At 42.2% G+C, this 26,078-nt stretch carries 26 protein-coding genes; 10 read left to right on the top strand and 16 right to left on the bottom strand.

All coding sequences use genetic code 11. The features are described from left to right. Window positions 1-1,098 carry a SagB/ThcOx family dehydrogenase gene (locus ID47_RS00325; RefSeq protein WP_038462698.1) on the top strand — a complete coding sequence of 366 codons (1,098 nt, stop codon included), beginning with the start codon at window positions 1-3 and terminating at the stop codon, window positions 1,096-1,098. On the opposite strand, the gene ID47_RS00330 is transcribed toward ID47_RS00325, so the two are convergent. Beyond that, a complete protein-coding gene (locus ID47_RS00330) occupies window positions 1,084-1,302 on the bottom strand; it encodes a hypothetical protein (RefSeq protein WP_038462700.1) in 219 nt (72 codons plus the stop codon). The two genes, ID47_RS00325 and ID47_RS00330, sit on opposite strands and share 15 nt — an antisense overlap. Before the next feature lie 29 nt (window positions 1,303-1,331). On the opposite strand from ID47_RS00330, the gene rodA reads away from it, so the two are divergent. The 4 genes from rodA to pnp all read left to right on the top strand — a co-directional run bounded on the left by rodA (window position 1,332) and on the right by pnp (window position 5,987). Beyond that, window positions 1,332-2,444 carry a rod shape-determining protein RodA gene (gene rodA, locus ID47_RS00335; protein ID WP_038462702.1) on the top strand — a complete coding sequence of 371 codons (1,113 nt, stop codon included), beginning with the start codon at window positions 1,332-1,334 and terminating at the stop codon, window positions 2,442-2,444. After that, window positions 2,444-3,310: a tRNA pseudouridine(55) synthase TruB gene (truB, locus tag ID47_RS00340; protein ID WP_038462704.1), complete on the top strand. Its 867-nt coding sequence runs from the start codon at window positions 2,444-2,446 to the stop codon at window positions 3,308-3,310. The genes rodA and truB overlap by 1 nt, the downstream gene beginning before the upstream one ends. A gap of 15 nt (window positions 3,311-3,325) precedes the next feature. After that, window positions 3,326-3,595, top strand: a complete 270-nt coding sequence (gene rpsO, locus ID47_RS00345) for a 30S ribosomal protein S15 (RefSeq protein ID WP_038462707.1) — start codon at window positions 3,326-3,328, stop codon at window positions 3,593-3,595. Window positions 3,596-3,830: 235 nt separating this feature from the next. Next, window positions 3,831-5,987, top strand: a complete 2,157-nt coding sequence (gene pnp / locus ID47_RS00350) for a polyribonucleotide nucleotidyltransferase (protein ID WP_051908287.1) — start codon at window positions 3,831-3,833, stop codon at window positions 5,985-5,987. Window positions 5,988-6,172: 185 nt separating this feature from the next. Here pnp and ID47_RS00355 read toward each other — a convergent pair whose 3' ends face one another. Both ID47_RS00355 and fumC read right to left on the bottom strand, forming a co-directional pair. Beyond that, window positions 6,173-6,865: a hypothetical protein gene (locus ID47_RS00355; protein WP_038462710.1), complete on the bottom strand. Its 693-nt coding sequence runs from the start codon at window positions 6,863-6,865 to the stop codon at window positions 6,173-6,175. 190 nt (window positions 6,866-7,055) lie between these two features. Then, window positions 7,056-8,438 (bottom strand): class II fumarate hydratase, encoded by a 1,383-nt coding sequence (fumC, locus tag ID47_RS00360; RefSeq protein WP_038462712.1) that lies wholly within the window; start codon window positions 8,436-8,438, stop codon window positions 7,056-7,058. A 132-nt stretch (window positions 8,439-8,570) separates the two neighbouring features. On the opposite strand from fumC, the gene ID47_RS00365 reads away from it, so the two are divergent. Further along, window positions 8,571-9,026, top strand: a complete 456-nt coding sequence (locus ID47_RS00365; protein ID WP_038462714.1) for a YiiD C-terminal domain-containing protein — start codon at window positions 8,571-8,573, stop codon at window positions 9,024-9,026. Window positions 9,027-9,050: 24 nt separating this feature from the next. Here ID47_RS00365 and ID47_RS00370 read toward each other — a convergent pair whose 3' ends face one another. Then, window positions 9,051-9,626 (bottom strand): LexA family protein, encoded by a 576-nt coding sequence (locus ID47_RS00370; RefSeq protein ID WP_038462716.1) that lies wholly within the window; start codon window positions 9,624-9,626, stop codon window positions 9,051-9,053. 167 nt (window positions 9,627-9,793) lie between these two features. Between ID47_RS00370 and ID47_RS00375 the strand changes: the two genes are divergently transcribed. The 4 genes from ID47_RS00375 (at window position 9,794) to ID47_RS00390 (ending at window position 12,144) form a co-directional block, all read left to right on the top strand. Next, window positions 9,794-10,021 (top strand): hypothetical protein, encoded by a 228-nt coding sequence (locus ID47_RS00375; RefSeq protein WP_038462719.1) that lies wholly within the window; start codon window positions 9,794-9,796, stop codon window positions 10,019-10,021. A 397-nt stretch (window positions 10,022-10,418) separates the two neighbouring features. Next, window positions 10,419-10,880 carry a nucleoside deaminase gene (locus ID47_RS00380; protein WP_038462721.1) on the top strand — a complete coding sequence of 154 codons (462 nt, stop codon included), beginning with the start codon at window positions 10,419-10,421 and terminating at the stop codon, window positions 10,878-10,880. 152 nt (window positions 10,881-11,032) lie between these two features. Further along, window positions 11,033-11,566 (top strand): outer membrane lipoprotein, encoded by a 534-nt coding sequence (locus ID47_RS11420; protein ID WP_051908291.1) that lies wholly within the window; start codon window positions 11,033-11,035, stop codon window positions 11,564-11,566. A 65-nt stretch (window positions 11,567-11,631) separates the two neighbouring features. After that, complete coding sequence (locus ID47_RS00390) at window positions 11,632-12,144, top strand: L,D-transpeptidase family protein (protein ID WP_038462723.1); 513 nt, start codon at window positions 11,632-11,634, stop codon at window positions 12,142-12,144. A gap of 134 nt (window positions 12,145-12,278) precedes the next feature. Here ID47_RS00390 and ID47_RS00395 read toward each other — a convergent pair whose 3' ends face one another. From ID47_RS00395 to ID47_RS00450, 12 genes are all read right to left on the bottom strand, one after another. Next, on the bottom strand, window positions 12,279-13,490 hold the full coding sequence (locus ID47_RS00395; RefSeq protein WP_038462725.1) for an amino acid permease: 1,212 nt from the start codon (window positions 13,488-13,490) through the stop codon (window positions 12,279-12,281). Window positions 13,491-13,493: 3 nt separating this feature from the next. Next, window positions 13,494-14,690: an amino acid permease gene (locus tag ID47_RS00400; protein ID WP_038462727.1), complete on the bottom strand. Its 1,197-nt coding sequence runs from the start codon at window positions 14,688-14,690 to the stop codon at window positions 13,494-13,496. 435 nt (window positions 14,691-15,125) lie between these two features. Next, on the bottom strand, window positions 15,126-17,360 hold the full coding sequence (locus ID47_RS00405) for an FAD-binding protein (protein WP_038462729.1): 2,235 nt from the start codon (window positions 17,358-17,360) through the stop codon (window positions 15,126-15,128). Window positions 17,361-17,663: 303 nt separating this feature from the next. Continuing rightward, window positions 17,664-19,073: a Tol-Pal system beta propeller repeat protein TolB gene (gene tolB, locus ID47_RS00410; RefSeq protein ID WP_232223242.1), complete on the bottom strand. Its 1,410-nt coding sequence runs from the start codon at window positions 19,071-19,073 to the stop codon at window positions 17,664-17,666. 26 nt (window positions 19,074-19,099) lie between these two features. Next, on the bottom strand, window positions 19,100-19,408 hold the full coding sequence (locus tag ID47_RS00415; RefSeq protein ID WP_038462731.1) for a cell envelope integrity TolA family protein: 309 nt from the start codon (window positions 19,406-19,408) through the stop codon (window positions 19,100-19,102). Window positions 19,409-19,572: 164 nt separating this feature from the next. Beyond that, window positions 19,573-20,058: a hypothetical protein gene (locus ID47_RS00420; protein WP_051908292.1), complete on the bottom strand. Its 486-nt coding sequence runs from the start codon at window positions 20,056-20,058 to the stop codon at window positions 19,573-19,575. A gap of 6 nt (window positions 20,059-20,064) precedes the next feature. Further along, window positions 20,065-20,742, bottom strand: a complete 678-nt coding sequence (tolR, locus tag ID47_RS12540; protein WP_084675807.1) for a protein TolR — start codon at window positions 20,740-20,742, stop codon at window positions 20,065-20,067. 2 nt (window positions 20,743-20,744) lie between these two features. Then, on the bottom strand, window positions 20,745-21,494 hold the full coding sequence (gene tolQ / locus ID47_RS00430) for a protein TolQ (RefSeq protein ID WP_198022302.1): 750 nt from the start codon (window positions 21,492-21,494) through the stop codon (window positions 20,745-20,747). Between the two features lie 86 nt (window positions 21,495-21,580). Beyond that, on the bottom strand, window positions 21,581-23,608 hold the full coding sequence (locus tag ID47_RS00435) for an ATP-binding protein (RefSeq protein ID WP_038462733.1): 2,028 nt from the start codon (window positions 23,606-23,608) through the stop codon (window positions 21,581-21,583). Between the two features lie 3 nt (window positions 23,609-23,611). Then, window positions 23,612-24,802: a PP2C family protein-serine/threonine phosphatase gene (locus tag ID47_RS00440; protein WP_051908294.1), complete on the bottom strand. Its 1,191-nt coding sequence runs from the start codon at window positions 24,800-24,802 to the stop codon at window positions 23,612-23,614. 13 nt (window positions 24,803-24,815) lie between these two features. Beyond that, complete coding sequence (locus tag ID47_RS00445; RefSeq protein WP_038462735.1) at window positions 24,816-25,472, bottom strand: ATP-binding protein; 657 nt, start codon at window positions 25,470-25,472, stop codon at window positions 24,816-24,818. A 29-nt stretch (window positions 25,473-25,501) separates the two neighbouring features. Continuing rightward, entirely contained in the window at window positions 25,502-25,804 is a 303-nt protein-coding gene (locus tag ID47_RS00450; RefSeq protein ID WP_038462737.1) for an STAS domain-containing protein, read from the bottom strand. Window positions 25,805-26,078 lie beyond the last annotated feature (274 nt).

Raw genomic sequence — 26,078 nt, forward strand, 5'->3', positions numbered from 1 at the left:
ATGTTAAGAAATAATAATGAAAAAAAACTCTACCCCAATCCTGATGTTATTTTTTATCTTGCTGATGAAGGAATCGTTGCCGTTAATACACTCACTAAAGAAGAATATGATCTCATGGATACTTATTTTTCTCGATTGAAGTTTTGGAATGGTCAGCGGAGCGATAAAATGAATGCCATTGATGTTGATCTATTGGCGGGTGACCTGGTTCTTGAATCTTTAGCGGATCGATCTCAATGGGAAGGCGATCGTTTATCTGAGTTATTTCATACGGCAACTCGTAATCCAGCGATTATGGTACCGTCCCTATCTGAAGAGGAAGCTGCAAGACAATTTGTTGAAATGTCTCAGTTAAAACAAAAAAAGCTAGAGCGTTTTATTCCTCCCGCCATCGACATTATTAAATTGCCTGAGCCTCATCTCAAGGTCATTCATGACACCAGCTTGTTTGAAGTATGCAAAAATCGTAAAACATCGCGGAGTTTTAATGGCGATCCTGTCGCTCTCTCGCATCTCTCAGATTTATTATTCATGAGTTTTGGCTATATTCATGGTAAAGAATGGGAAGAAATTGCGGCAGAGGATTTGAATACAGTGTCTGAAAGAAAATCTTCTCCTTCCGGCAGCGGCGTTCAAGCCTGTGATGCTTATTTAGCTGTGGTGAGCATCGAGGGCCTCGTACCAGGTTATTATCACTATCGTGCCGACGGCCATGAATTGGCATTGTTAACGCCAGAATGTGATGCGGCTGCTATTTCTCATAGCGTTTGTGACCAATTTTGGGTAAAAGGGGCAGCCTGCGGCATTTTTATAACCGTTGATATGAACCGCGTCTGGTATAAAAGCGATTTGGCCCGTGCCTATGCTTATGTCTTTCTTGAGGCCGGCCATATTTCGCAGACAACGTTATTAAACGCAACAGCTTTAGGACTTAAGACCTGGTTGTCAGGATCCATGCGGGATGAATTTGTGGCTGAAAAGTTTGGTCTAGATGGATGGCGCCATTTTCCCGTAACGTCTGTTTTTATTGGCCATGGAATAGAGGACGCCGTGCCTCAAAAAATAAGAGAGACGGCGCTTGAGTTACGTCAAGGATAGGCCCTCTAGGGGGGTGCTCTTACGGTTGCCCGGAAAGAGGGCTTTTTCCCCGGCTGAAGCATCGTGTTGGAGTCGGAAACTTGCAGCGGCAAGCGAGGGCCCATGAAATATTGAGGCCACTGGCCTGTCCTCAACTCGATTAGGGGGCAAGCCAGCGGGAGCAAGATTGTTGAATAATGCCGCGTATAAAATGTTTATTCCCATGGGGGATCTCTCCATGCTAAAGTTAGGCCATGATTTCTGTCTATTCCGTTTTTGATCGCATTAGCGCGCTCAGTAAGATGCCGCTTGTGCTTATTACTCTGATCTCATCCATCGGATTTGCTATGCTGTACTCCGCTGCCGATGGTAGTTTGGCGCCCTGGGCTTATAAACAAATGATCCGGTTTGGTGTGGGATTTATTATTATGTTGGCGGTGGCTTGTACCGATATCCGAGTATGGATGTCACTCTCTTATCCCATTTATGGGCTATCGCTGATTTTGCTGATTGGCGTGGAGGTCATGGGGTTTGTCGGCATGGGGGCGCAGCGGTGGATTGATCTGTATGTGATTCAATTGCAACCGTCAGAAATAATGAAAATTGCTCTGATCTTAGCCTTGGCACGCTATTTCCATTTAACCTCGCTTGAGGATATTTTTAAGTTTAGAAATTTGCTAATTCCGTTAGTTTTGATTTTGGTGCCAACGGTTTTAGTGATGCGTCAGCCGGATTTGGGGACAGCCATGATCCTTATGATGTCAGGGGCGGTTCTGTTTTTTACAACCGGTGTTAGGCTTTGGAAATTTCTTGTGGCGGGCGGAAGTGTGGTTGCCGCTATTCCCATATTTTGGAGTATGCTGCATGACTATCAACGCAAACGAGTGCTTATTTTTTTGGATCCAGAAAGCGATCCGATGAAATCTGGGTATCATGTCACACAGTCAAAAATTGCCTTAGGATCCGGTGGATGGTTTGGCCAAGGATTCATGCAAGGAACTCAGAGCCATTTAAGCTTTTTGCCAGAAAAGCAAACCGATTTTATTTTCACCATGTTCAGTGAAGAGTTTGGGTTTGTTGGGGGATGCATGCTGGTTGTGCTTTTTGTCATGCTGCTCAGTTATGGGTTTCGCATAGCCTTAAGTAGTCGTATGCATTATGCGCGGCTTGTGGCCATTGGCATCAATTCAACCTTCTTTTTATATGCCTTTATTAATATGTCGATGGTAATGGGAATGCTGCCCGTAGTGGGTGTCCCCTTGCCTTTGGTTTCTTATGGTGGAACCGCTCTCTTGACCTTGTTGATGGGGCAGGGGTTAATTTTTTCCGCTAGTCTTTATAATGAAGCACGGACAGGGCGATTCTGATGACAAGTGGATGGATTATTTTAGACAAGCCCGACGGGGTGACCTCGACCAAGGCGGGCAGCATTGTGAAGCGCCTTTTTAAACAAAAGAAATTAGGACATGCGGGTACCTTAGATCCATTCGCCTCAGGTGTCTTGCCCTTGGCGTTGGGCGAAGCCACTAAAGTCATGCCGTATGTGGTAAGCGATATAAAGGAATATGAATTTGAACTGACCTTTGGGGAAGAGCGGGATTCTGGCGATTTAGAGGGGACAGTTACAGGAACAACAGAGCAGCGGCCGACAGAAGAACACCTTTGGTCTGTCATTCCTAATTTTATCGGCATAATTACGCAAGTTCCGCCGATCTACTCCGCGCTGTGGATTAATGGGCAGCGGGCATATGATTTAGCACGGCGCGGTGAGGCGGTAGAGATGAAATCCCGTCAAGTGCTGATCCAAGAATTGGAATTATTGGCCTTTACTGGAAAGACGGCCAGCCTGCGTGTTGTTTGTGGAACGGGAACGTATGTGCGATCCTTAGGACAGGATTTGGCAAGAGCTGTTGGTTCAATGGGGTATTTGTCCAAGCTATGTCGGACACGGGTTGGAAAATTTTCATTGCAAGATGCTGTAAATATAGATACTTTAAGAGACAATGCGCTTTCATTGACTGGGCGTGATTGGTTGTTGCCCATTAGGGTCGTACTGGACGACATCCCGGCGATTCCTGTATCGGCGCAACAGGCGGTGAATTTGCGCCATGGGCGATCAATAGATTGTCCGGGGTATGAGGGAATAGTTCTTATTCTCTCAGACGATCAAGAGCTTGCTTTATGTAAGGGTGATGGTCAGCAATTGCACCCAAAAAGAGTGTTTAATTTATAAAATAAGGAAAAGGCGATGTCGATTACAGCAGAACGCAAATTAGAAGTTGTTAAAGAGTTTGCAACAAAGCCTGGTGATACTGGCTCCCCTGAAGTACAGGTTGCTATTTTAACAGAACGCATTCGCAATCTAACAGGTCACATGTCTGATCATAAAAAAGACTTTCACTCACGACGTGGATTGTTGATTATGGTTGGTCAACGTCGGCGCCTTCTTGATTATGTTAAGAAGACCAATGAGTCACGTTATCAAGATTTGATTAAGCGTTTAGGTCTACGCCGCTAATGGGTCAGGCCAACCGTCTCAATCAAAATTATTCCAAATTGTCTCAACCATTGGGTTGGAACAAAAGAGGACAATAATATATCGGGGAGTTCTATGAGTGTAGATCTCCCCTTTATTGTATAAGAGGGATTTTAAAAGCGGGAACGCAGCGATAGGAAGCAATTCAATAGGTCTCTCTATCCCTACGTTTCCATGGAAAAATCTCTTGTAATTTGTTATTAAGGAAATATTATATATGTCAGAATTTTTTAAGATTACCCGCGAAGAAGTTGACTTTGGCGGCCGTAAGCTTGTTCTTGAAACTGGGCGTATTGCCCGTCAAGCTGAGGGTGCAGTCTTAGTTAGCTATGGTGACACATCTGTCTTGTGTACAGTTGTCGCTTCCCGCAAAGCATCTCCCGGTCAAAGCTTTTTCCCCTTATCGGTTCACTATCAAGAAAAAACTTTTGCGGTTGGTCGTATCCCAGGCGGATATAACAAGCGCGAAGGGAAGCCGTCAGAAAGGGAAGTTTTAAACTCTCGTTTGATTGACCGGCCTATTCGCCCATTGTTCCCAGAAGGATTTTTTAACGAAGTTCAAATCATTTGTACAGTATTAAGTCATGATCTCATCAATGATCCTTCAATCCCAGCAATGATTGGAGCATCAGCTGCCGTGGCGTTGTCTGGTGTTCCATTTGCTGGGCCGATTGCGGGTGCCATCGTGGGATATGTGGATGGTGAATATATTTTGAACCCAACCCCCGAACAAGCGGCGGCCTCCCAACTTGATTTGTATGTGGCTGGTACAACCGAAGGGGTGCTAATGGTTGAATCCGAAGCTAAAGAACTGCCAGAAGATGTTATGTTGGGCGCTGTTGATTTTGGTCACGCGGCTTTCCAACCGGTCATTAAAGCCATTAAGAATTTGAAGAAGAAAGCGGGTAAGAAAGATTGGGAAAATGTGGGACTTGGCGATGATTACCAAGATCTATACAAGAAAATTAAGAAAGCTGTCGAAAAAGATTTGAAGAAGGCTTACAGCATCACCACCAAAGCTGAACGGTATGCTGCTGTGGATGCTGCTTTAGAAAAGGCCATCGAAAAAGTTGGTATTGCTGACGGTCAAGAGCGTAATTTTGATATGGCCTTTGACGCCCTTAAGTCAGAAGTTGTCCGCAGTGACATTTTGAATGAAGGCAAGCGAGTTGATGGCCGTGATTTGAAGACTGTTCGACCTATTGATGTTCAAGTTGGCGTTCTGCCACGGACTCACGGTAGCACTCTTTTCACACGCGGTGAAACGCAAGCTGTTGTGGTATCAACGCTTGGAACAGCTCAGGATGAGCAAATGATTGATGCGCTTGAGGGCGAATACCGCGAACGCTTTATGTTGCACTATAATTTCCCGCCATACTCGGTCAATGAAACAGGACGCATGTCCGGTCCGGGACGTCGTGAAATTGGTCATGGTAAGCTAGCCTGGCGTGCGATTCGTCCCTTGTTACCCACAAAGGATCAATTCCCTTATACTCTTCGTACAGTTGCTGAAATCACAGAATCTAATGGATCTTCCTCTATGGCAACAGTTTGTGGCACATCTTTGTCCTTGATGGATGCAGGCGTTCCGTTGGCACGTCCCGTTGCGGGTATTGCAATGGGCCTCGTCAAAGAGGGCAAAAAATTTGCTGTTTTGACAGATATTTTGGGGGATGAAGATCATCTTGGAGATATGGACTTTAAGGTTGCGGGAACTGAAAACGGTATCACAGCTTTACAAATGGACATTAAAATCACCAGCATTACTCCTGAAATTATGAAGGTGGCGCTGGACCAAGCTAAAGACGGTCGTTTGCATATTTTGGGTGAAATGGGTAAAGCTTTATCCAGTTCCCGCGAATCTGTCAGCGAGCATGCGCCTCAGATGATTTCCATGCCTATCAACCGCGATAAAATTCGTGATATCATTGGTCCAGGTGGTAAAACGATTCGTGAAATCTGTGAGGTTTCTGGAGCTCGTATCGATATCAATGACGAAGGAATCGTCAACATTTCTGGTTTCGATAGCAAGTCCATTGAAACAGCCAAAGCCATGATCCGGAATATTGCCTGTGATCCAGTTGTGGGCGAAGTTTACACCGGTAAAGTCGTTAAAATTATGGAATTCGGGGCGTTCGTTAACTTTATGGGCAACCGTGATGGGCTTGTTCACATTAGTGAGTTGGCAAGCGAGCGTGTTGCTAAAGTAAGCGATATTGTTCAAGTCGGTGACGAGGTGACTGTTAAGGTTGTTGGATTTGACGACCGTGGAAAAGTTAAGCTCAGCATGAAGGCTTTGCTGTCTGCTAAAGAAAAGGCAACTGAGCCAACAGCAGCAGGTGCAGACCAAGCAGAGGCTGGCGCAGAATCATAATGGTTTAAAATGTGATCATTAAAAATGGCTGCTCTGAGAAGAGTAGCCATTTTTTGTTATGAAGGGAAATTTTAGATAGGGGCCCTCCTATAGTTTTTCCTTATGGTTGATCAATTTATTAAGGCTTTGATATAAAAGAAAAAATAGATCCTACCAATTTTAAATTAATCTTGAATAGGGAGGTGTTAGTTAAGTGAAAGATGTTGGTCATGGGCTTTCCAAATGCAGTTTAAGACAAATTGACTAACAGTTGGGGAAAAGCCATACTGACATCCAATATTGATCATCAATTCTTCTAACCGAGTGACCTCCTCTACAGAATAAGCTGAATGCTTCGTAATAAAGAATTGTGGAAAAATCTTTAAGATTCTATTCAAAAACAAGGGTGGTAAATCATCTGCTTTAATAGGCTTTTTCCATTGATAGGAAGGATGCTTAAGCTGTTGTGCGGCTTTAATTAATCTTAAGGAAGCGTTTGTTAAATATTCTTCTTTCTTTTGCTTTTCTGCTTGGTAAAAATTTTCCAAAGTTAATGAGGTCATAGTTGATGGGGAGGTTTTTTCTGGTAAGAGGCTGGGAAGTATGCTTTCCCATTTTTCCTCTTCTAAAATAGCAAGCTTCGGTTCTTCAAAGTAAGAAGCTATTTTCTTTTTAAGAATATCTTCTTTAGATGTCCTTTTTACAACATAGGGGAAAAAATACTTGTTGGTTGTTGAAAGGGGCTGCTGAAAAGCATCCGAATAGTTAAAATTAGCTGAAAAAGGTGATAAGTTAGAGAGAGAGCGTCTCTTGTTTATCGGGCTCTCATGAGTATCTTGAGCATAAAGGGCTGACATCCCCAGTAAATATAGTCCTAGGTATTGATAAAATAACTTCATTAATTTCTTTCCGTTTATTAAGGTTTCCGAGTTCTTAATTTTGCTAAAATAAAGGATTAAGCAAAAAAAATTCAAGTATAAATAAAACTTTTAGGGGAACTATAATTTGATTTACTTAAAAAACAGCGGGATGCTTGTTAGAGAAGATGGATAGAAATCATCGAGAAAATTGGGGGTGTTGGTTTTTTTACTACCGAGTACCTAGCATTTTTTCCGGACTGACATGCTTAGTAAAATCGGCTTTGCTCAACAATCCTAATGATTCAGCAGCCTCCGCCAGCGTGATATCCTCGTGCAAGGCTTTTTTAGCAACTTTGGCGGCATTGTCGTAACCGATCACCGGGTTAAGCGCCGTGACGAGCATCAGTGACTTATCCAGATTTTGTTGTAATTTTATGGTATTCGCTTGAATGCCATTCAGGCACTTCTCAACAAAGCTATCGCAGCAATCCGCTAGAAGATCAAGGGAGTGCAAGACATTGGTTGCAATGACAGGCTTAAAAACATTCAATTCGAAATGCCCCTGACTGCCGGCAATGGTCACCGCCACATGATTGCCCATCACTTGGCAGCAAACCATGGTCATGGCTTCAGCTTGGGTCGGATTAACTTTACCAGGCATGATAGATGAGCCAGGTTCATTTTCTGGCAGTTCTATTTCCCCCAAACCACATCGCGGCCCTGATCCCAACCAGCGAATATCGTTGGCAATTTTCATACAGCTGGCTGCTAACACATTGAGTACCCCTGAAAAATCCACGAGAGCATCATGGCTTGCCAAAGCCTCAAATTTGTTTTTAGCGGTCCGAAAAGGTAATTGAGTGAAGTGGGCTACACTCTCGGCAAAGGATTCGGCAAAGCCTGTAGGACAATTGATGCCTGTTCCAACCGCTGTTCCGCCTTGAGCCAAAGCATAAACCCCATCGAGGGCTCGTTCCAAACGGCCAAGACCCAATTCAATCTGGGTTGCGTAGCCTGAAAATTCTTGCCCCAGTGTCACCGGTGTCGCATCTTGTAAGTGAGTTCGCCCAACCTTGATAAAATTTGCGAATTCTTGAGATTTTGCAAGGAGGGCTTGATGAAATTTACGCAAAGCCGGCAATAACTTTTTATGGGTTTCAGTGGCAACAGCGATATGCATCACGGTGGGAAACGTATCATTCGATGACTGACCATAGTTAACATGATCGTTGGGATGAACGGGTTTTTTTTGACCAATTGGGTGGCCTAGAATTTCACAAGCGCGATTGCCGATCACTTCATTGGCATTCATGTTGGATTGGGTTCCTGATCCTGTTTGCCAAACAACCAAAGGAAAGTGATCATCCCAGGTGCCAGTAATAACTTCCTCTGCCGCTTTAATGATGGCATCCGCCAACGGCGCCTCAAGCATGCCCAGCTTTTTATTTGTTAAGGCAGCACAGCGTTTTTGTATGCCTAACGACCTGATAATGCCTAAAGGCATGCGTTGGTTGCCAATGCGAAAATTTTGACGGGATCGTTCCGTTTGGGCCCCCCAATATTTACCTTCTGGAATATTAACTTCACCCATGGAATCTGTTTCTTGGCGCATTTTCTTCCCCCTCCTTTAAAAATAGCTATATAAATAGTCCCTCACTTGGAGCAAAAAAACAATATACTAAAATATATAGTTGATTTGCTTATAGGGGATTGACTATATATGTGATATGAGGTGGTATTTTGAATGTCCAATACCTTAAATCAGTTGCAGAGTTATTTATATGACCATATTCCTCTCTCCGTTGCGCTGGGTGTAAAGGTCACCCAAGCTTCTTGTCATAAAGTTGTGTTAACCGCTCCCTTAGAACCAAATATTAATCACAAGCAGACCGCTTTTGGGGGTAGCCTCCATGCTGTGGCCACGTTAGCGTGTTGGTCTTTAATCTACCTTAATCTAAAAGAAAATTCTTATTTGACTGAAATTGTAATCTCTAAAAGTGAGGTAAAGTATAGTCGCCCTGTGACGACTGATTTTACTGTAGAGTGTGAGTTGGATAATCAGACTGACTGGCTTAAGTTTGAGACGATGCTTCATAAGAAAGGAATAGGCCGTTTGCGGCTCAATTCTAAAATTTATCAAGCAGATCATTTAGCCGTGGATTATTGGGGGGAATTTGTTGCAAGTTGGCGGGAAAGATAATCCAATAAATTGGAGTCAAATATATCACTTTCCTAAATGATGCACGACAGATGTTACGACACCCCAGATACGAAAATCCATGGATTGAGTAATTGTTAAGGGAGAATACTGGGGATTGGCGGGCATTAAAATAACATGATCATTTTTCAAGATTAATTGCTTAACGGTAATTTCTCCATTAACAGCTGCAATGATAATATGCCCGTCTTTTGGATTTATATCTCGATTCACAACTAAAATATCTTCATTGTGAATTCCGGCTTCAATCATAGAGTCTCCGGTCACGCGCACCATAAAAGAAGAATCGGGAGACGGGATTAAATGCTCATTTAAATTTAAATAGTCTTGATGCTCATCAGCAATATCAGGCAACCCCGCCGCAACTTTGCTTGAAAAAAAGGGAAGCTGTAAAGAATGCTCTTGAGGGGTGAAAATAAATTTAATATTCTCGCCAAGTTTGGTTGAGGTAGCCAAGTTACTCAAATACTGATCCAAAGCTGGGGCCAAAGATTGAGGAATTCTTCTAGCTACAGTTTTCTCCCCAAACAATCCCGAGTTTTTTTTGCGACCAGCACCGGCTCTAAATCCACCTCTTGACATTTCATCTCCATCATCTATGATTATTGTACGTTTATCATAATAGAATTTTTTCTGCTGTGTCTACTGTAAACTTTTTAGTCTTTTTAATAAAGAGCAGAGCAGTTCCGGGAAGAGAGTCTTGAATGAAAAATGAAAAGTCTGTCTAGAATAATAGAGGAGTATGTACCATGACTTTATATCATAAACATAAGAAGGCTTCTGAGGCCAGCAAAGCCAAAGCAATAGGGAACAAGAGTGATTTATTTTTTAATAATATAGATCTATTCATTATGTTATTAGCAATCTTAGCTTTATTAATCTTGCCGCTGATGTTTTATTATCTTCCCGAAGATTTAGAATTGATGGAGCTTGCAGACCAGATGGAAATGCTTTTGTGGTATAGCAAAAGTCTGTGAGAGGCAATTTGATGAATTGATGAAATTTCTTCATACGGATATATACTATTTTTCATTCTATTTTAAGAGATAGGTAACTCTTGTTTGCATCTCTCCTTAGAAAAAATTAAAAACATTATTTGTTAAAAAGTTAAGATTTATAAAGAGTAAATGTATCAATATTTTTCTCTTGTTCAACAAACCTATAATATAAAATTCATCTACGAAAATAGTGGACATGCTTAAGGGCATTAGACGGACAGGTGTTCAAACCTACTTTAGTCCTTTAAAGGCTACTGAATCTTTTTACACAAAAACTGTGGATAAAGTTGTGAGTGGGTGTTTTATATCTTGTTTTTCTATGTAAATATCAGATAGTTAAAATAGTTGCTGAAAAATTAATCAATCGTTAACAATTATGAAAAATCAATACATGCAAATGGCTTTAGAGCAGGCTCGGCGGGCTGCAGAAAATGGCGAAGTTCCGGTGGGGGCGGTATTGGTCTATCAAGATCGGATTATTGCAATGGCGCATAATCTTACAGAATCGCGTCGAGACCCAACGGCTCATGCTGAGATTCTAGCTATCCGGGAGGCTTGCCAAAAATTAGAGCAGGGCCGGTTGGTTGATTGTGATTTGTATGTAACCCTCGAGCCCTGTACTATGTGTGCGGGGGCTATAAGTCATGCCCGAGTCCGACGCTTGATCTATGGGGCTTATGATCCAAAAGGTGGTGCTGTTGATCATGGGGGACGTTTCTTTCAATCCGCCACGTGTTTGCATCGCCCTGAGGTGATTTCGGGGGTCAGCGAAACTGAATCGGGGGAGCTATTAAAGCGTTTTTTTCTTCCCAAGAGAAATACAGCTAATTTATATTGATTTCGCTATACCGTTTAAGACGATCATAACGAGGCCAGTTCTCTTCGCGAAAGCGTAAAGCGTACAGGGGGTTGAAAAGTTTTTTTCTTGAAAAAAGATAATAGCCATCCTATATCTGAGGTGTATTGAAATACAAATCTTTAGGTGAATAAATGAAAAAGATTCTTATGCTTTCCATTGCAGTTTGTGCCGCCGTCACTATGACCGGTTGTGCCCCTCGTATTGGCGGGAGTGATTATTCTGTTGCTGCCAGTGGGGAGATCAATGACACTCTGCGGGGTATTATTGTGGGAAAGCGTGTTGTTCGGATTAATATGAAAGATCCCGAACATCAAAATGATCCAGGAGCTGGTTCTATGCTCGGCTTATTAGGCGGCGGTGCTCTAGGATCTCAAGTTGGTAAAGGTCGTGGCGCTGTAGCAGGAACTGCACTTGGCGCTGTTGCAGGGGCAATTGGTGGACACTTTGCCGAGCAAGCCTTAACGGAACAAGAAGGTTTTGAATACCAAATTGAATTAGATAATGGACGCTTGATGACCCTTGCTCAAGGTCGAGATCCAGAATTATCGATGGGCCAACGCGTCCTGGTGATTATGCCGATTAAGCCGGCTGGGCAAACAACAGTTAGTTTTGGTAGCCGGAGCAATACCAGTCGGGCCCGTGTCGTGGCTGACAGAGGCAGGTAGGTTACTAAGTCTTCATAGGAAGGTGCCTATCTAGTAAGAATGAGTCAAAAAGGTTAGATAGAATAATGAATAAGCTTTTATTAAAGAGGTTGGTAATTCTGTTTAGCCTTTTAGGCTTCCCTGTTTACTCAGAAGAGACTACCCTTAAACCAGGTTCTGTGGACCGGATTGTGGTTGAAAAATCTAAACGTCGCCTCCATCTTTATTGTGGTGATAATGTGGTAAAAACCTATAAGGTTGCCTTAGGTAAAAATCCAATTGGCCATAAAGAAAAAGAAGGGGACTCCAGAACGCCGGAGGGGGCCTACAAAATCAGTGGCAAGAATCCTGCTAGCCAATTTCATAAATCATTAAGAATTTCTTACCCAAATCAGCAAGATATTCTTAGGGCTCATCAGAAGTATGTAAAGCCCGGTGGTGATATTATGATTCATGGTTTAGGTAAAGAATTTGCCATGATTGGTAAAATGCATAGCGTTTATGATTGGACATTGGGCTGTATTGCTGTCAGCAATCAAGAAATGGATGAAATTTATCAGCTCACCAAAGTGGGAGCATCCATCGAAATAAAGGCTTAAATCAGAAGCACACCCCATTTCTCTCGGGGGGAGGCGGGAGAGTTGGCCCTTAATGGCCCAAATGCTTCCCCTTTTTCAAGGGAAAAATATTGATAGGAAAAGAGTATTTTTAAGAAATTTTAAATTACCCTTTTTTACCCTATCATATTAAATAGCTCACATCCCACTAAACCAACCGCAAAGGCCAAACAAAGGAGTCGAACCAGATGATTGCTGGTGACGGCGTAAAAAGATGTTTTTTCCTCTCGATCACTTTTATAAATCAAATAGGTTGGCAAAATGATCGCAATTATGACTAAAATCATGCCTGCAAAACCGAGTGCTTTAATGAAGGTACCCGGCGTTAGGAGGGCACTGCTAAAGGGAGGAATGACAGTTATGAGAGCTGCAATCATTTTGCGGGGCCATCCTTTGAGGGCTGACGGTAGTAATTTCTGCCACACGTCAATCAGTCCTAAGGCAACCCCAAAGGCTGAGGTAATAATTGCAAAAAATGATACACCCCAGACAAACAGTTGCAGATGGTCCCATGTTGTTGTGGTCGATAGCATCTGAACAAATTCGCCAACGTCAACGGATTCTGATACGACCTTCTCGAATAGGCTGGAATGGTTGGTTGTCAAGGTGCCTAAAGTTGATAACGTCCAGGCTAAGTAAACAGCAACAGGAATTAAGCTACCCCACAAAAAGGCGCGTTTGATCCTGACAATATCACGGTTTAAATATCCAGAAATAGCTGGAATCATTATTTGAAAGCCAAAGGATGTAAAAATGATGGGAAAGGCGATTGTCCACGTCGCAAGATTAAATGTTTGAGACGTGACCGGAGGAATTGTTGCAAGGCTAATTCCTTGGCTTAGACCAAAGATTGTGACAATTAATAGGCCAATAAGAGCAAAAAACATAAGGCGATTAATGTAATCAATCCACCGAATTCCCAAGGTGAGAACAATCAAGAGGAACAACGCTGCTGCTTTGATAAGAGAAGCCATGGGAATTGTTTGGTCCAATGCTGCGATGAGGAGGGAATTCGAAATAGAGCTACCACCATAAAGATAGGCTGCTAAAAGAGCATAGGATAAAATCATGACGCAGACCATGGCTAGTACTTCTGCTCCCCGGCCACTAAGGCGTCTGGAGATTTCACTTAAGGTCAGATTATCACCTAGCCTGAGAGTTAGTTCAGTTCCCAATAAAGCGGAATAATAGACAATCAGCCAAGTTATAGCCATTAAGCCGCCGGTTGCTAAAAAGCCAAGCTTAGCAAGTGTCATGGGAAGGGCAATCATGCCTGCTCCGATGGCTGTCCCTGCAACCATGCAGGTGGATCCAACTGTTTTATTCATTTTTTATAACCACTTTAGTAAATGTAAGATTTCAATTGTTATAATCATGGAGCTAATCCCTATTACAATCAGTCGAAGGGGTTTATTATCTAAGATCTTATAATGTGTCACTGCTAAATAGTCTGAGCGATACAGTAAATAGAGGGGTAGAAGTAAGGCTATGATGACCAGAACCATACCAGCAAAACCCAAAGCATGAATAAAGGCCTCGGGAATTTTATAGGCAATGAAGTAAGGGGGAATGATAGTCAATATGACCCCCCAAAATCGATTGTTTACCATTGCCCGCCAAGTATGAGTTAATCCTAAGCCGACACCGATGGCGGATGTTATAATGGCAAGAACAGATAGCATCCATGCTAAAAGCTTGAGCAAAGGAAAGTCTGAGGCTTGGCTAAGGCTATAGATAAAATCACCAACGTCAAGAGATCCCCCTAGGAGGGTAGCAAAAATTTCTGGTTGATGGGATGCCATGAACATCAAACTAACTACTGTCCAGCTGAAATAGGAAATTGCAGGAACCAAGCTGCCCCAAAAAAACGCCCGTCGAATCTTTGAAGGATCTAACTCAAGATAGCCACATATGGTGTGGAAAATGATTTGAAACCCAAAAGAAGTAAAAACCACTGGCAGGGCTTGCAGCAAAGGCAACGCTGATCCTGCGGGTTGCAATAACTGTAGATTAACCATTGGTTTAATCCAAAAGGACAGAACCCCCACCAAGAGGACGAGAATGGTGACCATGGTTAGGAACAAAATTCGATTGGTGTAATCAATCAATTTTGTCGATAATAGCAAGACGATCCCAAGCCCTATCACTATACCATGAATCAATGTATTAGCATCAAGAGGTGAGGCATCCGGAATTGTCTTTAGGAGGGAGGCTATAACAGAACTACTGCCATCCAAGTAAGCGGCCAACAATGCATAACACAAAAGCATAAATGACACTTGGCCCACCAGTTTTGCTTTTGGACCACTAAAGTGTTGAGAGAGGGAGCCTAAGGATAAGGGAACTTGTGCCCGAAGATTCAATTCTGATCCTAAAAGCGCGGAATAATAGGCGAGTAACCATACGCTGACCATTAAACCAATGGATTGGATCAAGCCAACTTTTGCAAGAATCATGGGTAAGGCTAACATGCCTGCCCCAATGGCTGTGCCAGCAATTAAACAACTCGATCCAAAAACTTTTCCCATAATGTATACCTTTGTGACCTTTTGGTCTGGACTGCGTTAACTATAATTTTGACTGTAAATTTTGGGTATAGAATATTATGCGCGCTTTGGCGCAAAATAGAAGGAAATGTAAAAGAATGGGTCCTTAGCTAGCAAAATAATAAATTCCTTAACATTTAGACTGTGCTTCCTTAACTTAATTATTAAGGACACAGAGTCTAAAACCTAACATTGTTAAGTTTTTTAAGTCAATGAAAAATATAGCGACACTATGGTAATAGCAGTAAATGCTTAAAATCCTTAGAAAAAAGTACTTTTAGGCTAAGGGCGTCTTCTGAAAAATAGCCAAAATTTCTTGGAGAATGGGTTACTACTGCAAAATTTTGACTCATTTTCAAAGGAAGATGACTTATCATGTCAATACTGTAGGTAGATCCTTCGCATCAATAAAGCTACTTAATCCTCATCTTTTGAAACATATTGGAAGAATTCGCTGTCAAACATATTTTCTGAATCTAAAGTTTTCTTCAATCTGACCCATTCTTTAATTTCAGGGTAAGCTGTCAACAATTGTTCTTTTGTATAATGAAGACGATAGGGCAAAAAGAATACGCCATTTAGTTGAAGGAGATCATCAATCACCTTTTGAGTGAATTGCCGCATTTGCTTTTCTTCATCTGGCGTACGACCTTGAGAAAAGGCGCAAAGAAGCCCAAACATATCCGTTTTTGCATAAGGGAGCAACGAGATATGGTCTTGCTTTACTTCTCGGATCGTTACATGCAAAATGTTTATTTTGAAATCCAAAATATGTTTTTTAAGGCTTGCTACAAAAGCATTTAGATTTTGTTTGGGGACTAAGAATTCTTGTAAGACATCCTTATGCGTTCTATAGATGGGCCACAAGATCTGAATATCCGTGTTCATCGCATTATTTCGGCTGATAGCGTTAGAGTGTAACATGCGTTGTACATAAGTTTTTTCTGCCGACCACCGTAATTTTTTGCCCCAATTATAAGTTTCTGAAGCGCGTAAAATACCGCGATTATCTGTAATAGGTGGTTTAAATTTAAGGTCCTCTAATTTGTCAGCATGAGTTTGCTCATACCAGTATAATCCTGCATGCTTAAATAAATGATGCTTATCAACGCACAGGCGACCATAAGCAAGTTCGGCCTTGGGATTTTGAGTTACATATTTCTCATAGGCTTGGGTAAAGTCATTGGGATCAATAAATTCGGCTTTGAATTTGAGAGCTGTGTTCGGGGCAGTTTCTAATTCCACATTAATGATCAAGCCAAATAAACCATATCCTCCTAAAACCGCTCTAAAAAGTAGGGAATGATCATCTCGATGGAGGTGATGTATTTTCCCATCAGCTGTCAGAACCTTAAGTGAGACGACTGTTGAGGCAAGAGGCGCAGAATTTGTTTGCCAGCCGTGGATATTGATGCTAATGGTGCCACCAACTGTAAAAATGTTATCGCCCTGCATCACTTTCACAGATCGTCCATAACGATCAAGAACTTTTTGTACCCTTTTCCATGTCGCCCCAGGTTCAATATTAACGGTCATTGTTTCAGGATTATAAGTAACCTTTTTAAAGCCTAAGGTGTCGAGTTGTATCGAATTGTCAAGAAGAGTATGTCCCCCCATGGAATGTCGAAGTCCCGCTATTGTAATCTTTTTTTGCGTGCTGCGGGCAAGTTGAACGGCTTCTACTATATCTTCTACTGTTTGGACATGGATAATTTTGCTTGGAATGACGCCTGAGCCACCCGCATCATAGGTTGCTTGAGAGGTGGCTTTGACGCGTTGAATAATGCTCATAGATTTATTAGTTTGGATTCCTTTGACGCCTATATCCAACAGGCCTTGCGCGGCTTGTGGTGTATCAATGTTAGAGGCAACAACTGGATATCCATTGCTAATGATAGATTTTAACATGTCTTCATTAATGTTAAAGCGAGGGCTTAACAAATCGGGACGAATAATTCGACGGATCTGTTTTTGAATAAAGGGCTGTTTTAATAGCCATGGGATTTTTTTAAATTGTGGTTCAATATCTTTACTGGGCGCTTCACTACTCGTTGTAAAGTCATACATTATTAAAATGTCAGGAGCGGTTAATCTTACAGACAGCAGAAGAAATGGGTTGAATGATTCCACAAAAATTGTTTCTTGAAGCTGGTATTTATTGATTAAAGCTGTAATAGCCAGCGCTAATTTTTGGTTAAAGATTTTATAAGTTTTTATATCAAGAAAAATAAACTTTTTAGAGCCAACCGTGGTTAAGAGGCTCTCAAGTGTCATGATTTTAGAATTTGTTGTATTTTTATAGGTTAGTTTTTCTAAATCTGTCCACACCTGATCTTCAGGTATGCCCACACCGTTGGTTTCTTCTTCAAGAGTGTTACCGTGATAGATGAAAGGAATCCCGTCTTTAGAGAGGCGAACATCAACCTCAATGCCGGGGACTTCACTCATCAGAACTTCTTCGATAGCGTCAATTGTGTTGGGGTGACTTTTGTTAGAAATTATAGATTTGTGCGCAATAAATGTGGGAAAGTGTGTTATAAACGGTGGAGTAACAGCCGATGGCGGGGCATACTTCGGCTCGGTTGATAAATAGACGCTAACAATAAGAAGTACCAGCACAATAATAATTTTGGTAGCTTTTCTTAATTTCATATTTACTTCTCCTGGCAAATTTTAAGCCGAAACTGTTGCACTCTCTCAGAGATTTATTTTAAACAGTTATCTTTTGCTTTTTGCCTTGTTTATTCTCGCTGTTCAATTTTCTATATAAAAACAAAATCCTCAATTAATATAAGTTGGATGCAGTAAGCGCATCTAAGCACTATTTTTATTGTAGCAATCACTTACCTTCTGATACTGTTTCAAATTATTGCTATTTTCTTGATATTGCTACAGGCTGATCGTGGTATAAGAGGCATGAAGCAATACATTTTTCTTGTTGTATACCTGGCTTTTTCATAGTTTTGACAATAAGTTTAAATTATCTCGAGAGGGCGTGACACTTTTGTCGAGTAATTGAGACCATGCCGCATCGGTTGCTTCTCTTGGTGTTTTTAGCTCACATTTTGTACGGCCCGTTACATCAATCGCGCAAATCTTACTAAAACGCGTTCCCTTGGCACGGCGTTCACGGGTGTATAAGATAACTCGACCATTAGGTGACCAAATGGGGGCTTCAACCAAGTAGTCTGTACAAATTAATCGCTCATTAGATCCGTCGGGATTCATGACGCCGATATAAAATTGGCCTTGTTGGATCTTTGTAAAGGTAATTAAGTCGCCGCGCGGTGACCAAACTGGCTGGGAGTATTTACCCCCGCCAAAGCTGATCCGTCTGACATCGCCCCCGTGGTTATCCATGACATAAATCTGCTCGTTACCGCCGCGATCAGAGGTAAAAACAATATTGTTACCATCGGGTGAAAAACAGGGGGAAGTATCAATACAAGTATGTTGAGTGAGAGCCGTTAGCGATCCACTATTTAAATCTTTAAGATAGACGGCAGAATTTCCTGCCTTTTCGAGGCTCATGACCAATTTTGTGGCATCGGGTGAAAACCGAGGCGCAAAGCTCATTCCCTCAAATTGCCCTAAAAGCTTTTTTGATCCATTGGCAAGGTTGTATAGATAGACCTGAGCTAAGCCACTTTTTTCAAATGATAAAAAGGCAATATCGCGGTTGTTTGGAGAGAAGCGGGGGGTCATGGCCATGTGCTTGCCATCTGTCAAATAGCGTACATTTGCTCCATCATAATCCATAATACCGAGGCGTCGCATGCGCTTGCGGCCATGGGGACCTGATTCTTCAATAAAAGAAATCATGGTGTTGAAATAACCTTCTTCTCCGGTGATGCGTTTATAAACTTCATCGGCAACCATATGACCCAGCCGACGCCATTTTTTCTCATCAACAGAAAGTTCCAACCCTAACATTTGGGTGCCGCGAAAGCTATCAAAGAGTCGAAATCTGACCGTGACTTGGCCACCGCTAACCTCAACCTCACCTGCTAGCAAACATTGAGCATTAATGATGCGCCAATCGGCAAAGCGGGGGCCTTGGATGTTAAGTGAGTCAATGTTTTGGACAAAAGCTTGAGGATCGATGGGCAAGAATAAGCCTGATGATTGCAGGTCATAAGTAATAATTGCAGCGAGATCTTGGCCAAAGGTTTGGCCACTTTTATCCACAAAGGGGGTGATGGCAATGGGAGTTGGTTTAATTTGACCCTGATTAATGGTCACCTCAAGCTCTGCTTGAGCAGAAGAGATTCCTAAATAAGAAAAGACGATAGCGAAGGATGCTGCCGCTACATGCTTCAGAGTTTGATTAATATTCTTCATCATCAATACTTTACTTTCCATCATATGTTACCCCTCATGGTCCCTCTTGTTCATTGCATGTCCGCTGGGTCAAAATTTATCACTATAGTTTCCCATTGTTTATATTTTGCCGGGTTTAATGGTATTTTGTTACATTTCGGGTCCATAGGGGCACGCTGGGCGCTTTCTGCTGCTGCCCGAAAAACTGGATCACCCATATTTTCGGGGTTAGCAATTTGGGCAGATTGGATAGTGCCATCTTTTGCAATTTTTATTCTTATTTTAACGACAAGATTGCGTGCACCTCTCACACCATTGGGGACAAGCCAGCAAGCCCGCACTGTCTTATTAATTAAATCAATCTCAGAAGCGGTTACCACTTCACCAACTTGTTCAGCTGGTGCCCCTTTTGTTTTACCGCTGGTCTTCGATGTATCTTTCTTTTTTGTTTCCTTCGTTACATCCGCGAAGATGTCATTAAAGTCATCATCAATTTTCTTTTTCTCTTTTGCCTCATTAACCTTTGGTGTCGGTTGTTCTTTCGTTAAATTAACCTCAGCCTTTTCTTTTTGAGGGGGCTCTGGTTTCTTTTTTCCTCAGGTTGTTTTTCCGGTTTCTTTTCTTCTTTTTTAGGCTCTTCCTTTTTCGGTTCTTCCTTCTTTGGTTCTGGAAGTGGCAACGGTTCTGGCTCAGGCGCCTTTACCGGTTCCGGCATTGGCTCTGGCTTTGGTTGTTCAACCGGCGGTGGTGGTGTTGGTTCCGGCATCGGCGCAGGAAGGGGCGGTTGTACCGGGGGCGGTGATGGCTGAGGCTCTGGCTCTTGTTGAGGCGCTTCTAGGATAGGCTCTGGTTCCATAACGTCCATGGGGGCGAGGATAGGAGCTTTTGTGATCTCTGAGATATCGACAAATTCAATCATCAAAGGGCGCTGATCTTCAAGTTTGCGTGAAAAAGGATTGATGAGTCCTATCAGCATGATGATCAAAATCACGCCATGCAAAATACCAGAAAAGATCGCTGCGCGCTTCATGGTTCACTAACCCCGACTCGATTGACGTTGCGGTTGACGTTGTTGTGGTTGAATCTGAGGCCGCGGTGCGGCTTGCCGGGTGTTTGGACGAGCAACAGGCCGAGGAGGCAAAACATGTGGTTGAGTTGGCGGCACAAGTTGTTGCAGTGTTGGCAAGCTTTGTGGGTTATTGTGTCCTCTGGCTGGGGGCTGTGGCCGTGCTACTTTAGCAGGGGGGCTCGCCAAAGAAGAAGGGGCAGCTGCTGAGGCGCCTGTTGGCATTTCAGCAATGAGCGATACTTTCGTAAATCCCGCTGCTGCAATTTCACCCATAACTTCCATAACTTTACCATAAGCAAGACTTTGATCACCGCGAACATAAATTCGGGCATCAGGATTGTTGGAGGTAATTGCCAATAAATGAGCGACTAATCCTTCCGCCTCGATTGCTGTTTCTTGCAAAAACGTTTTTCCAGTGGCATCGACCGAAACAACAATTGGTTCCACCTGATCATTCATTTTAGCAGCTTTTGTTTTAGGCAGATCAACGGGAACGCCGACTGTTAACATGGGGGCTGCTACCATAAAAATGATTAAAAGTACCAACATCACATCAACCATCGGCGTGACATTAATTTCAGAAAAGCCGGCCCCATGACGGCGTCGGCCGTTGCGAGATGATTTGTTGACGGAACCCATTGCCATGGTTATGCTGCTCCTTCTTCCAACTGACGGGAAATAATGCCAGTAAATTCGCCAGCAAAAGCTTCAAGGCGATTTGCATAGCGATTCATGTCGCTGGATAATTTATTATAAGCAATAACCGCAGGAATCGCTGCCACCAAGCCAATCGCTGTTGCAAATAGCGCTTCTGCAATACCGGGGGCAACAACAGCCAAATTGGTGTTTTGTTGAATAGCAATGGATTGGAAGCTGTTCATAATTCCCAAAACAGTCCCAAACAATCCAATGAAGGGGGCCGTAGAACCCGTTGAGGCAAGAAACCCTAAGTACCGTTCAAGGTCTTCCATTTCACGATTAATGGTAAGATGCATAACCCGTTCAATCCGTTGTTGCATGGTACCGCGTGCGTCAGATGCTTTTGCAATTCCTTTTGAAACTGAACGGCGCCATTCTTTCATAGCGGCACAGAAGGTGGCACTAAGGGGATCTTGGGGACGATTGTGGATGCGATCATACAAATCATCTAAGGCGCCGCCAGACCAAAAAGCTTCTTCGAATTGATCGGCTGCATCCGTAAGTTTCTTAAGACGTATGGTTTTTTGGAAAATAATTGTCCATGACCAGAAGGAGGCCGCCACCAACATAAGCATGATGATCTTGATGATTGGATCAGCGCCCCAAAACATGTCTAACATTGAAAATCCATGCTCAACAGTTTCCGCAGTTGGGGCAAGGGTTTGGCTGCTAACAGCCTGCAATGTTGTTTGGTCCATAGGTAATTCTCAAGTTCAAATTAATATTATCTACCTGAAAAATACATGAATCTATATTTAATTGCAAGGTCACCAGGTCAACGGAATTAGTGAACTTGTTTTGAGCCAATTGCTTCCGTCAAGGCGGTGGTCAGTTTAGAGGATGTTAAGGGGGGATTAATAATATGATCGTATTGATTTGAATCATAAGACGTAGCCCCATTTTGGGCTATTCCCACAATGGGCGCTGGAATTTTACCAGTCATAGCAGCTTTAATCATTGTCGGTGAGAAATCGCCGTGTAAACTTTCATTTTCCGGGATATTGACAAGAATCGCATCATAATGAGTGTGATTGAGCATATCAGCGGCTATGGCAACATTGCTTGCGGTTGCAACCTGATTGCCCACTTTTTCCAGAAGATGGCGGGTATAAGAGCCGTCATTTACTTCTTCTTCAACCAACAATAAATTAAGATGATGAATGGAGGAAGAGGCGGTATCTTTGAACTCTGAGATATTTAATTTCGTCACCGTTTCCACATTCAGTTGGAACCAAAAGACACTGCCTTGCCCCAGTTTGCTTTCAACACCAACTTTAGCGCCTAATAAAGTCACTATATTTTTAACGATACTTAACCCAAGTCCGGCACCATCATGGGTCCGGTTGATATCACCATCAACTTGGAAAAAGTCTTGGAACAATGTTTCTTTAATGCCATCGGGAATGCCAATGCCCGTATCAATAATCTGAATGCTAAGCTCGCAATGATTATTGCCCATATCAGCGGCCGTGACATTAATTCGAACTGAGCCAACTTTGGTAAACTTTAGAGCATTGGTCACAAGGTGAAGGATAATTTGGCGCAGGCGAATTGCGTCTGAACGAATAATCATGGGCACAGTATCGTCGAAATAGGTTTCAAATTTTAGCTTTTTCTGAATGCTAATGGGGAATAAGAGTCCATGGATTTCGGATACCATTTGACGGATATTAATATCACTAAACATGACACTAACTTCGCCGCTTTCTAATTTGCTGAACTCTAAGATATTATCAACAAGCTTAAGCAATGAATCGGTTGAATTTTCCATCGTATTAACATATTGAATTTGGGTATCATTTAGTTCTGTGTCCTTTAGGAGAGTAATCATCCCCATTAAGCCGTTCATCGGTGTTTTAATTTCGTGACTCATCATCGATAGGAATCGCGTTTTAGCTTCACTGGAAAGATCTGATTTCTCTTTGGCAACCATTAATTCATTCGCAGCTTGCGCCAGCTCACTGAGGATCTCGGTATAACCCGAGTTGGCTCTGATAATTTGACGCGTAATCATAAAACCAATAAAGGTCAAAAGTAGGGCGACAATAAAACCGACGGGAATTAGAATTTTTAAGATATTTGTCGCACTATCACGCGGTGACCACGTCATATACCCAATTATTTTATCATCTTCTTTGAGGGCTAAACTTGGTTTAGACCCCAATTGAAATTGGTTTGGTGTTGCCACTAAATCCACATTCGCCAGAGCATAGTCTTCGGATATTTGATCCATATAAGCTTCAGTGACAGGTTTGATCATCACTAAAAATGCATATTTACTGACTCTTGTACTATCTGTGATTTTGCTAATGCTAACCATATAAATTTTATCGCCTTCTTTGATGAAAGTCGTAGTTGATTTTGCCTTTCCAGTACCATCTTTAAATTGAATGAGGGGTTGACTCAGAACACTGGGAGCGAGTTTTTGAGGAGTGCCAAATTTGATATTATTGCTATAAAGGGTGGTGAAATTTAAATCTGCATCAAAAATTGCAACATAGGGAATAGAGAAGTTAGTTTTTATATCGGTGGTAACATTCTCCTCAATCCAAGCTGAGTCAAAATTTTTGACGACATGATTATAGGTTTGCCCCCAATAACCATAAGATTCTACAAGGCTCGACATTTTACGTTGTTCAGTGGTGATGGCCCCCTTGATGGCGGCTGATGATTCATCAATGGCTTGCTGATAAATAGTCTGATAGCTATAATAGGCAGTAAAGAAGAGAGCAATAAAGCACAAACTAAAACCACCAAGAAAGTAAGAAAAAATATCTTTAAAGACAAGATTGGTCTTCATGAATCTTGACATCTTTCAACTCCTGCCTGGTTTAATGGCGATTTCAATAAGTGTTAGGTCGTCTGAAAAGGCGGGTTCAGCAGATTCTCGGATTTTGTCTTTGGCCATTTCAATCAAGCTTTGACCATTAAGGCGATGAATAAGCCCGGGAAGTTCCTCGGGTAAAAAGGACATATCAGGGATAGTTCCCTGATCTTCCCACATCAAGTCGCTATAAAGGATTAGGTTATCGCCAGGCTTGAGATCTAAGGTCTTAAGGGGATAGGTGACTTCCTTTGTAATGCCTAAAGGCAGTCCTGCCCCATCGCCCAAGCTATAGCTTTTTTCAAAAGGATGATAAACAATGGGATGGGTGGCGCTAGCGGATAAATAATCAAACTTCATCCGATTGAGATCCACAACACCCGCCAAGAATGTACAAAAATGGCCCTCATTAACCATTTCAAATAATTTTGTGTTGACTAAGTGAATGAGGGTCGAGGGATCTTTTAATTTATGCCGATGTTCGGCGATCAGGGTGTGTAATCGTAACGTATACAGAGAAGCGCTAATACCTTTGCCGGAAAAATCACATATCCATACCAGAATTCGCCCAGGGTCAAGTTCGTACAATCCCCAAATATCACCACTTAAAAAACGAGACGGGATAAAAATAGAGTCAATTGAAATATGATGTTTTTCCCCAAGTTGTTTAAGAAAATCTTCGGATGGGAGCAGAGATTTTTGCAACTCCAAAGCTTTGGCCACTTCATGATCGGCAATCTTTTGGTAGTTTTCTAAGGTACCGATCAAAAAGCTATTTTCAAGGTGGACTTTGACTCGGGCTAACAGTTCAAGCTTGTGAATCGGCTTTGTAATAATGTCTGTCGCCCCATATTTCCACGCTTCAGCCCTTTCTTCGGGATCGCTAATGGCTGTTTGAACTAAAATAGGAAGTTGCTTTAATCGGGCGTCAGTCCGAACTTTTTTTATGACTTCGGTCCCGTCCACATTTGGCATAAGTAGATCAAGAATCACAAGGTCAATATCATACTGTTTGAGTTGATGGAGGGCATCCTCCCCATCGACAGCCGTTGCGACGTTTTGATAGCCTGTACCCTTTAGAAAGCTTGTAATGAGCTCCCGGTTTAACATGGCATCATCAACAACCAGGATCTTGTTATCGTAGATTGATTTTTGTGTTGGGTTTTCATGGTTATAAAACATCACATTCCTTTATTTAGTTTAAAAAATAAAGTCTGATCGTTTTTCCATTCGCATCAAAATCAACTTTGTCAGTTAGAGTCCGAATCAAATTAATCCCCCGAAACCGCTCTTCAGTGGGCGCGTGCGGCCATACAATGGGTTTACCCTCGGCGTGAATGACAACTTCTAGAATATTTGGATATTTGGCCAAATAAATTCCCATATAACGATCTGCATATTTTTTCTCCTGCAGTCGGTCTTCAATTTCTTTAAAAAAATCAATGGGGCGAATCTCTTTCGATGAGTCCAGTTCAAGGCTGCTCCACAGAAAAGCATTGGCATAGGCTTCTTGCGAAGCCGTTAAAATTTGGTCATGCAGCACAGGATGATAATTTTGATTTTTTAAGAAATGCGATAAGATCTGCACAAATTCTAAGGCATAAATGTCTTTATTCTTAAAATATAGGGCAAGCTGTACTGGAATATCTTGATGAAAGATGGCTTGGAAGATTTTCTGGGATAAGCTGTGGCGAGAATCTGTAAAAATGCTTTTACCCTCATCAATGGAAGTCAGGATGCGATCAGAACTAACCGGAGAGCGTAAGATACTTATCTTATGGTCGCTCTTCAACGGTACCTTTTTAGGATTATCTATGATTTGGCGAGGCAATACTGGCTGACGCTTGCCCATATTATGCTCCTGCTGATGAGAACGTATAATTATTCGACGCGGAATAGACTGCTAAAGTGTCCCAGATCAAGCATTTTCTTGACTTGACCATGTGCGCCGCGCAGCGTAACTTCACCATCTTGCATTCGCATTTTGTCGCGGGCAATTAAGAGCATGCCCAGACCCGCTGAATCGATAAATTCAAGGTCATTGAGGTTTAGTTGACACTCACGCGATTTATTTTCAGTGAATAATTCTGTTAGCTCGCGGAATTGGCTGTAATCAGCAAAGGTAAGACGACCCTTAATGTCAATAATAACGGCATCCCCAACAGTTTTACATGTATAATTCATAATCTTCCTTTTGACGCATACTGAGCTATACGATCATACTAGAGCGCGCCAAGTTAAAAGATCGTTAAATCATGAAAATAAAGGAAGAAAGACATATTTTTCATATTCAAAGGGCTGTTGGGGGACAGAAGCAATAAGATAAAATGGTCATGAGGTGGCTTCTCTAGTCTTTCTGGACAATTTCTATATCCGAAACCGTTCCATAAAGCTCACAAAGTTTAAGTTGGACTTTTTGTCCTTTTAAGTTTTCATAAACAAGTCAGTTTTCTTGGTC

It is taken from the genome of Candidatus Paracaedibacter acanthamoebae, assembly GCF_000742835.1.
Lineage (GTDB): Bacteria > Pseudomonadota > Alphaproteobacteria > Paracaedibacterales > Paracaedibacteraceae > Paracaedibacter > Paracaedibacter acanthamoebae.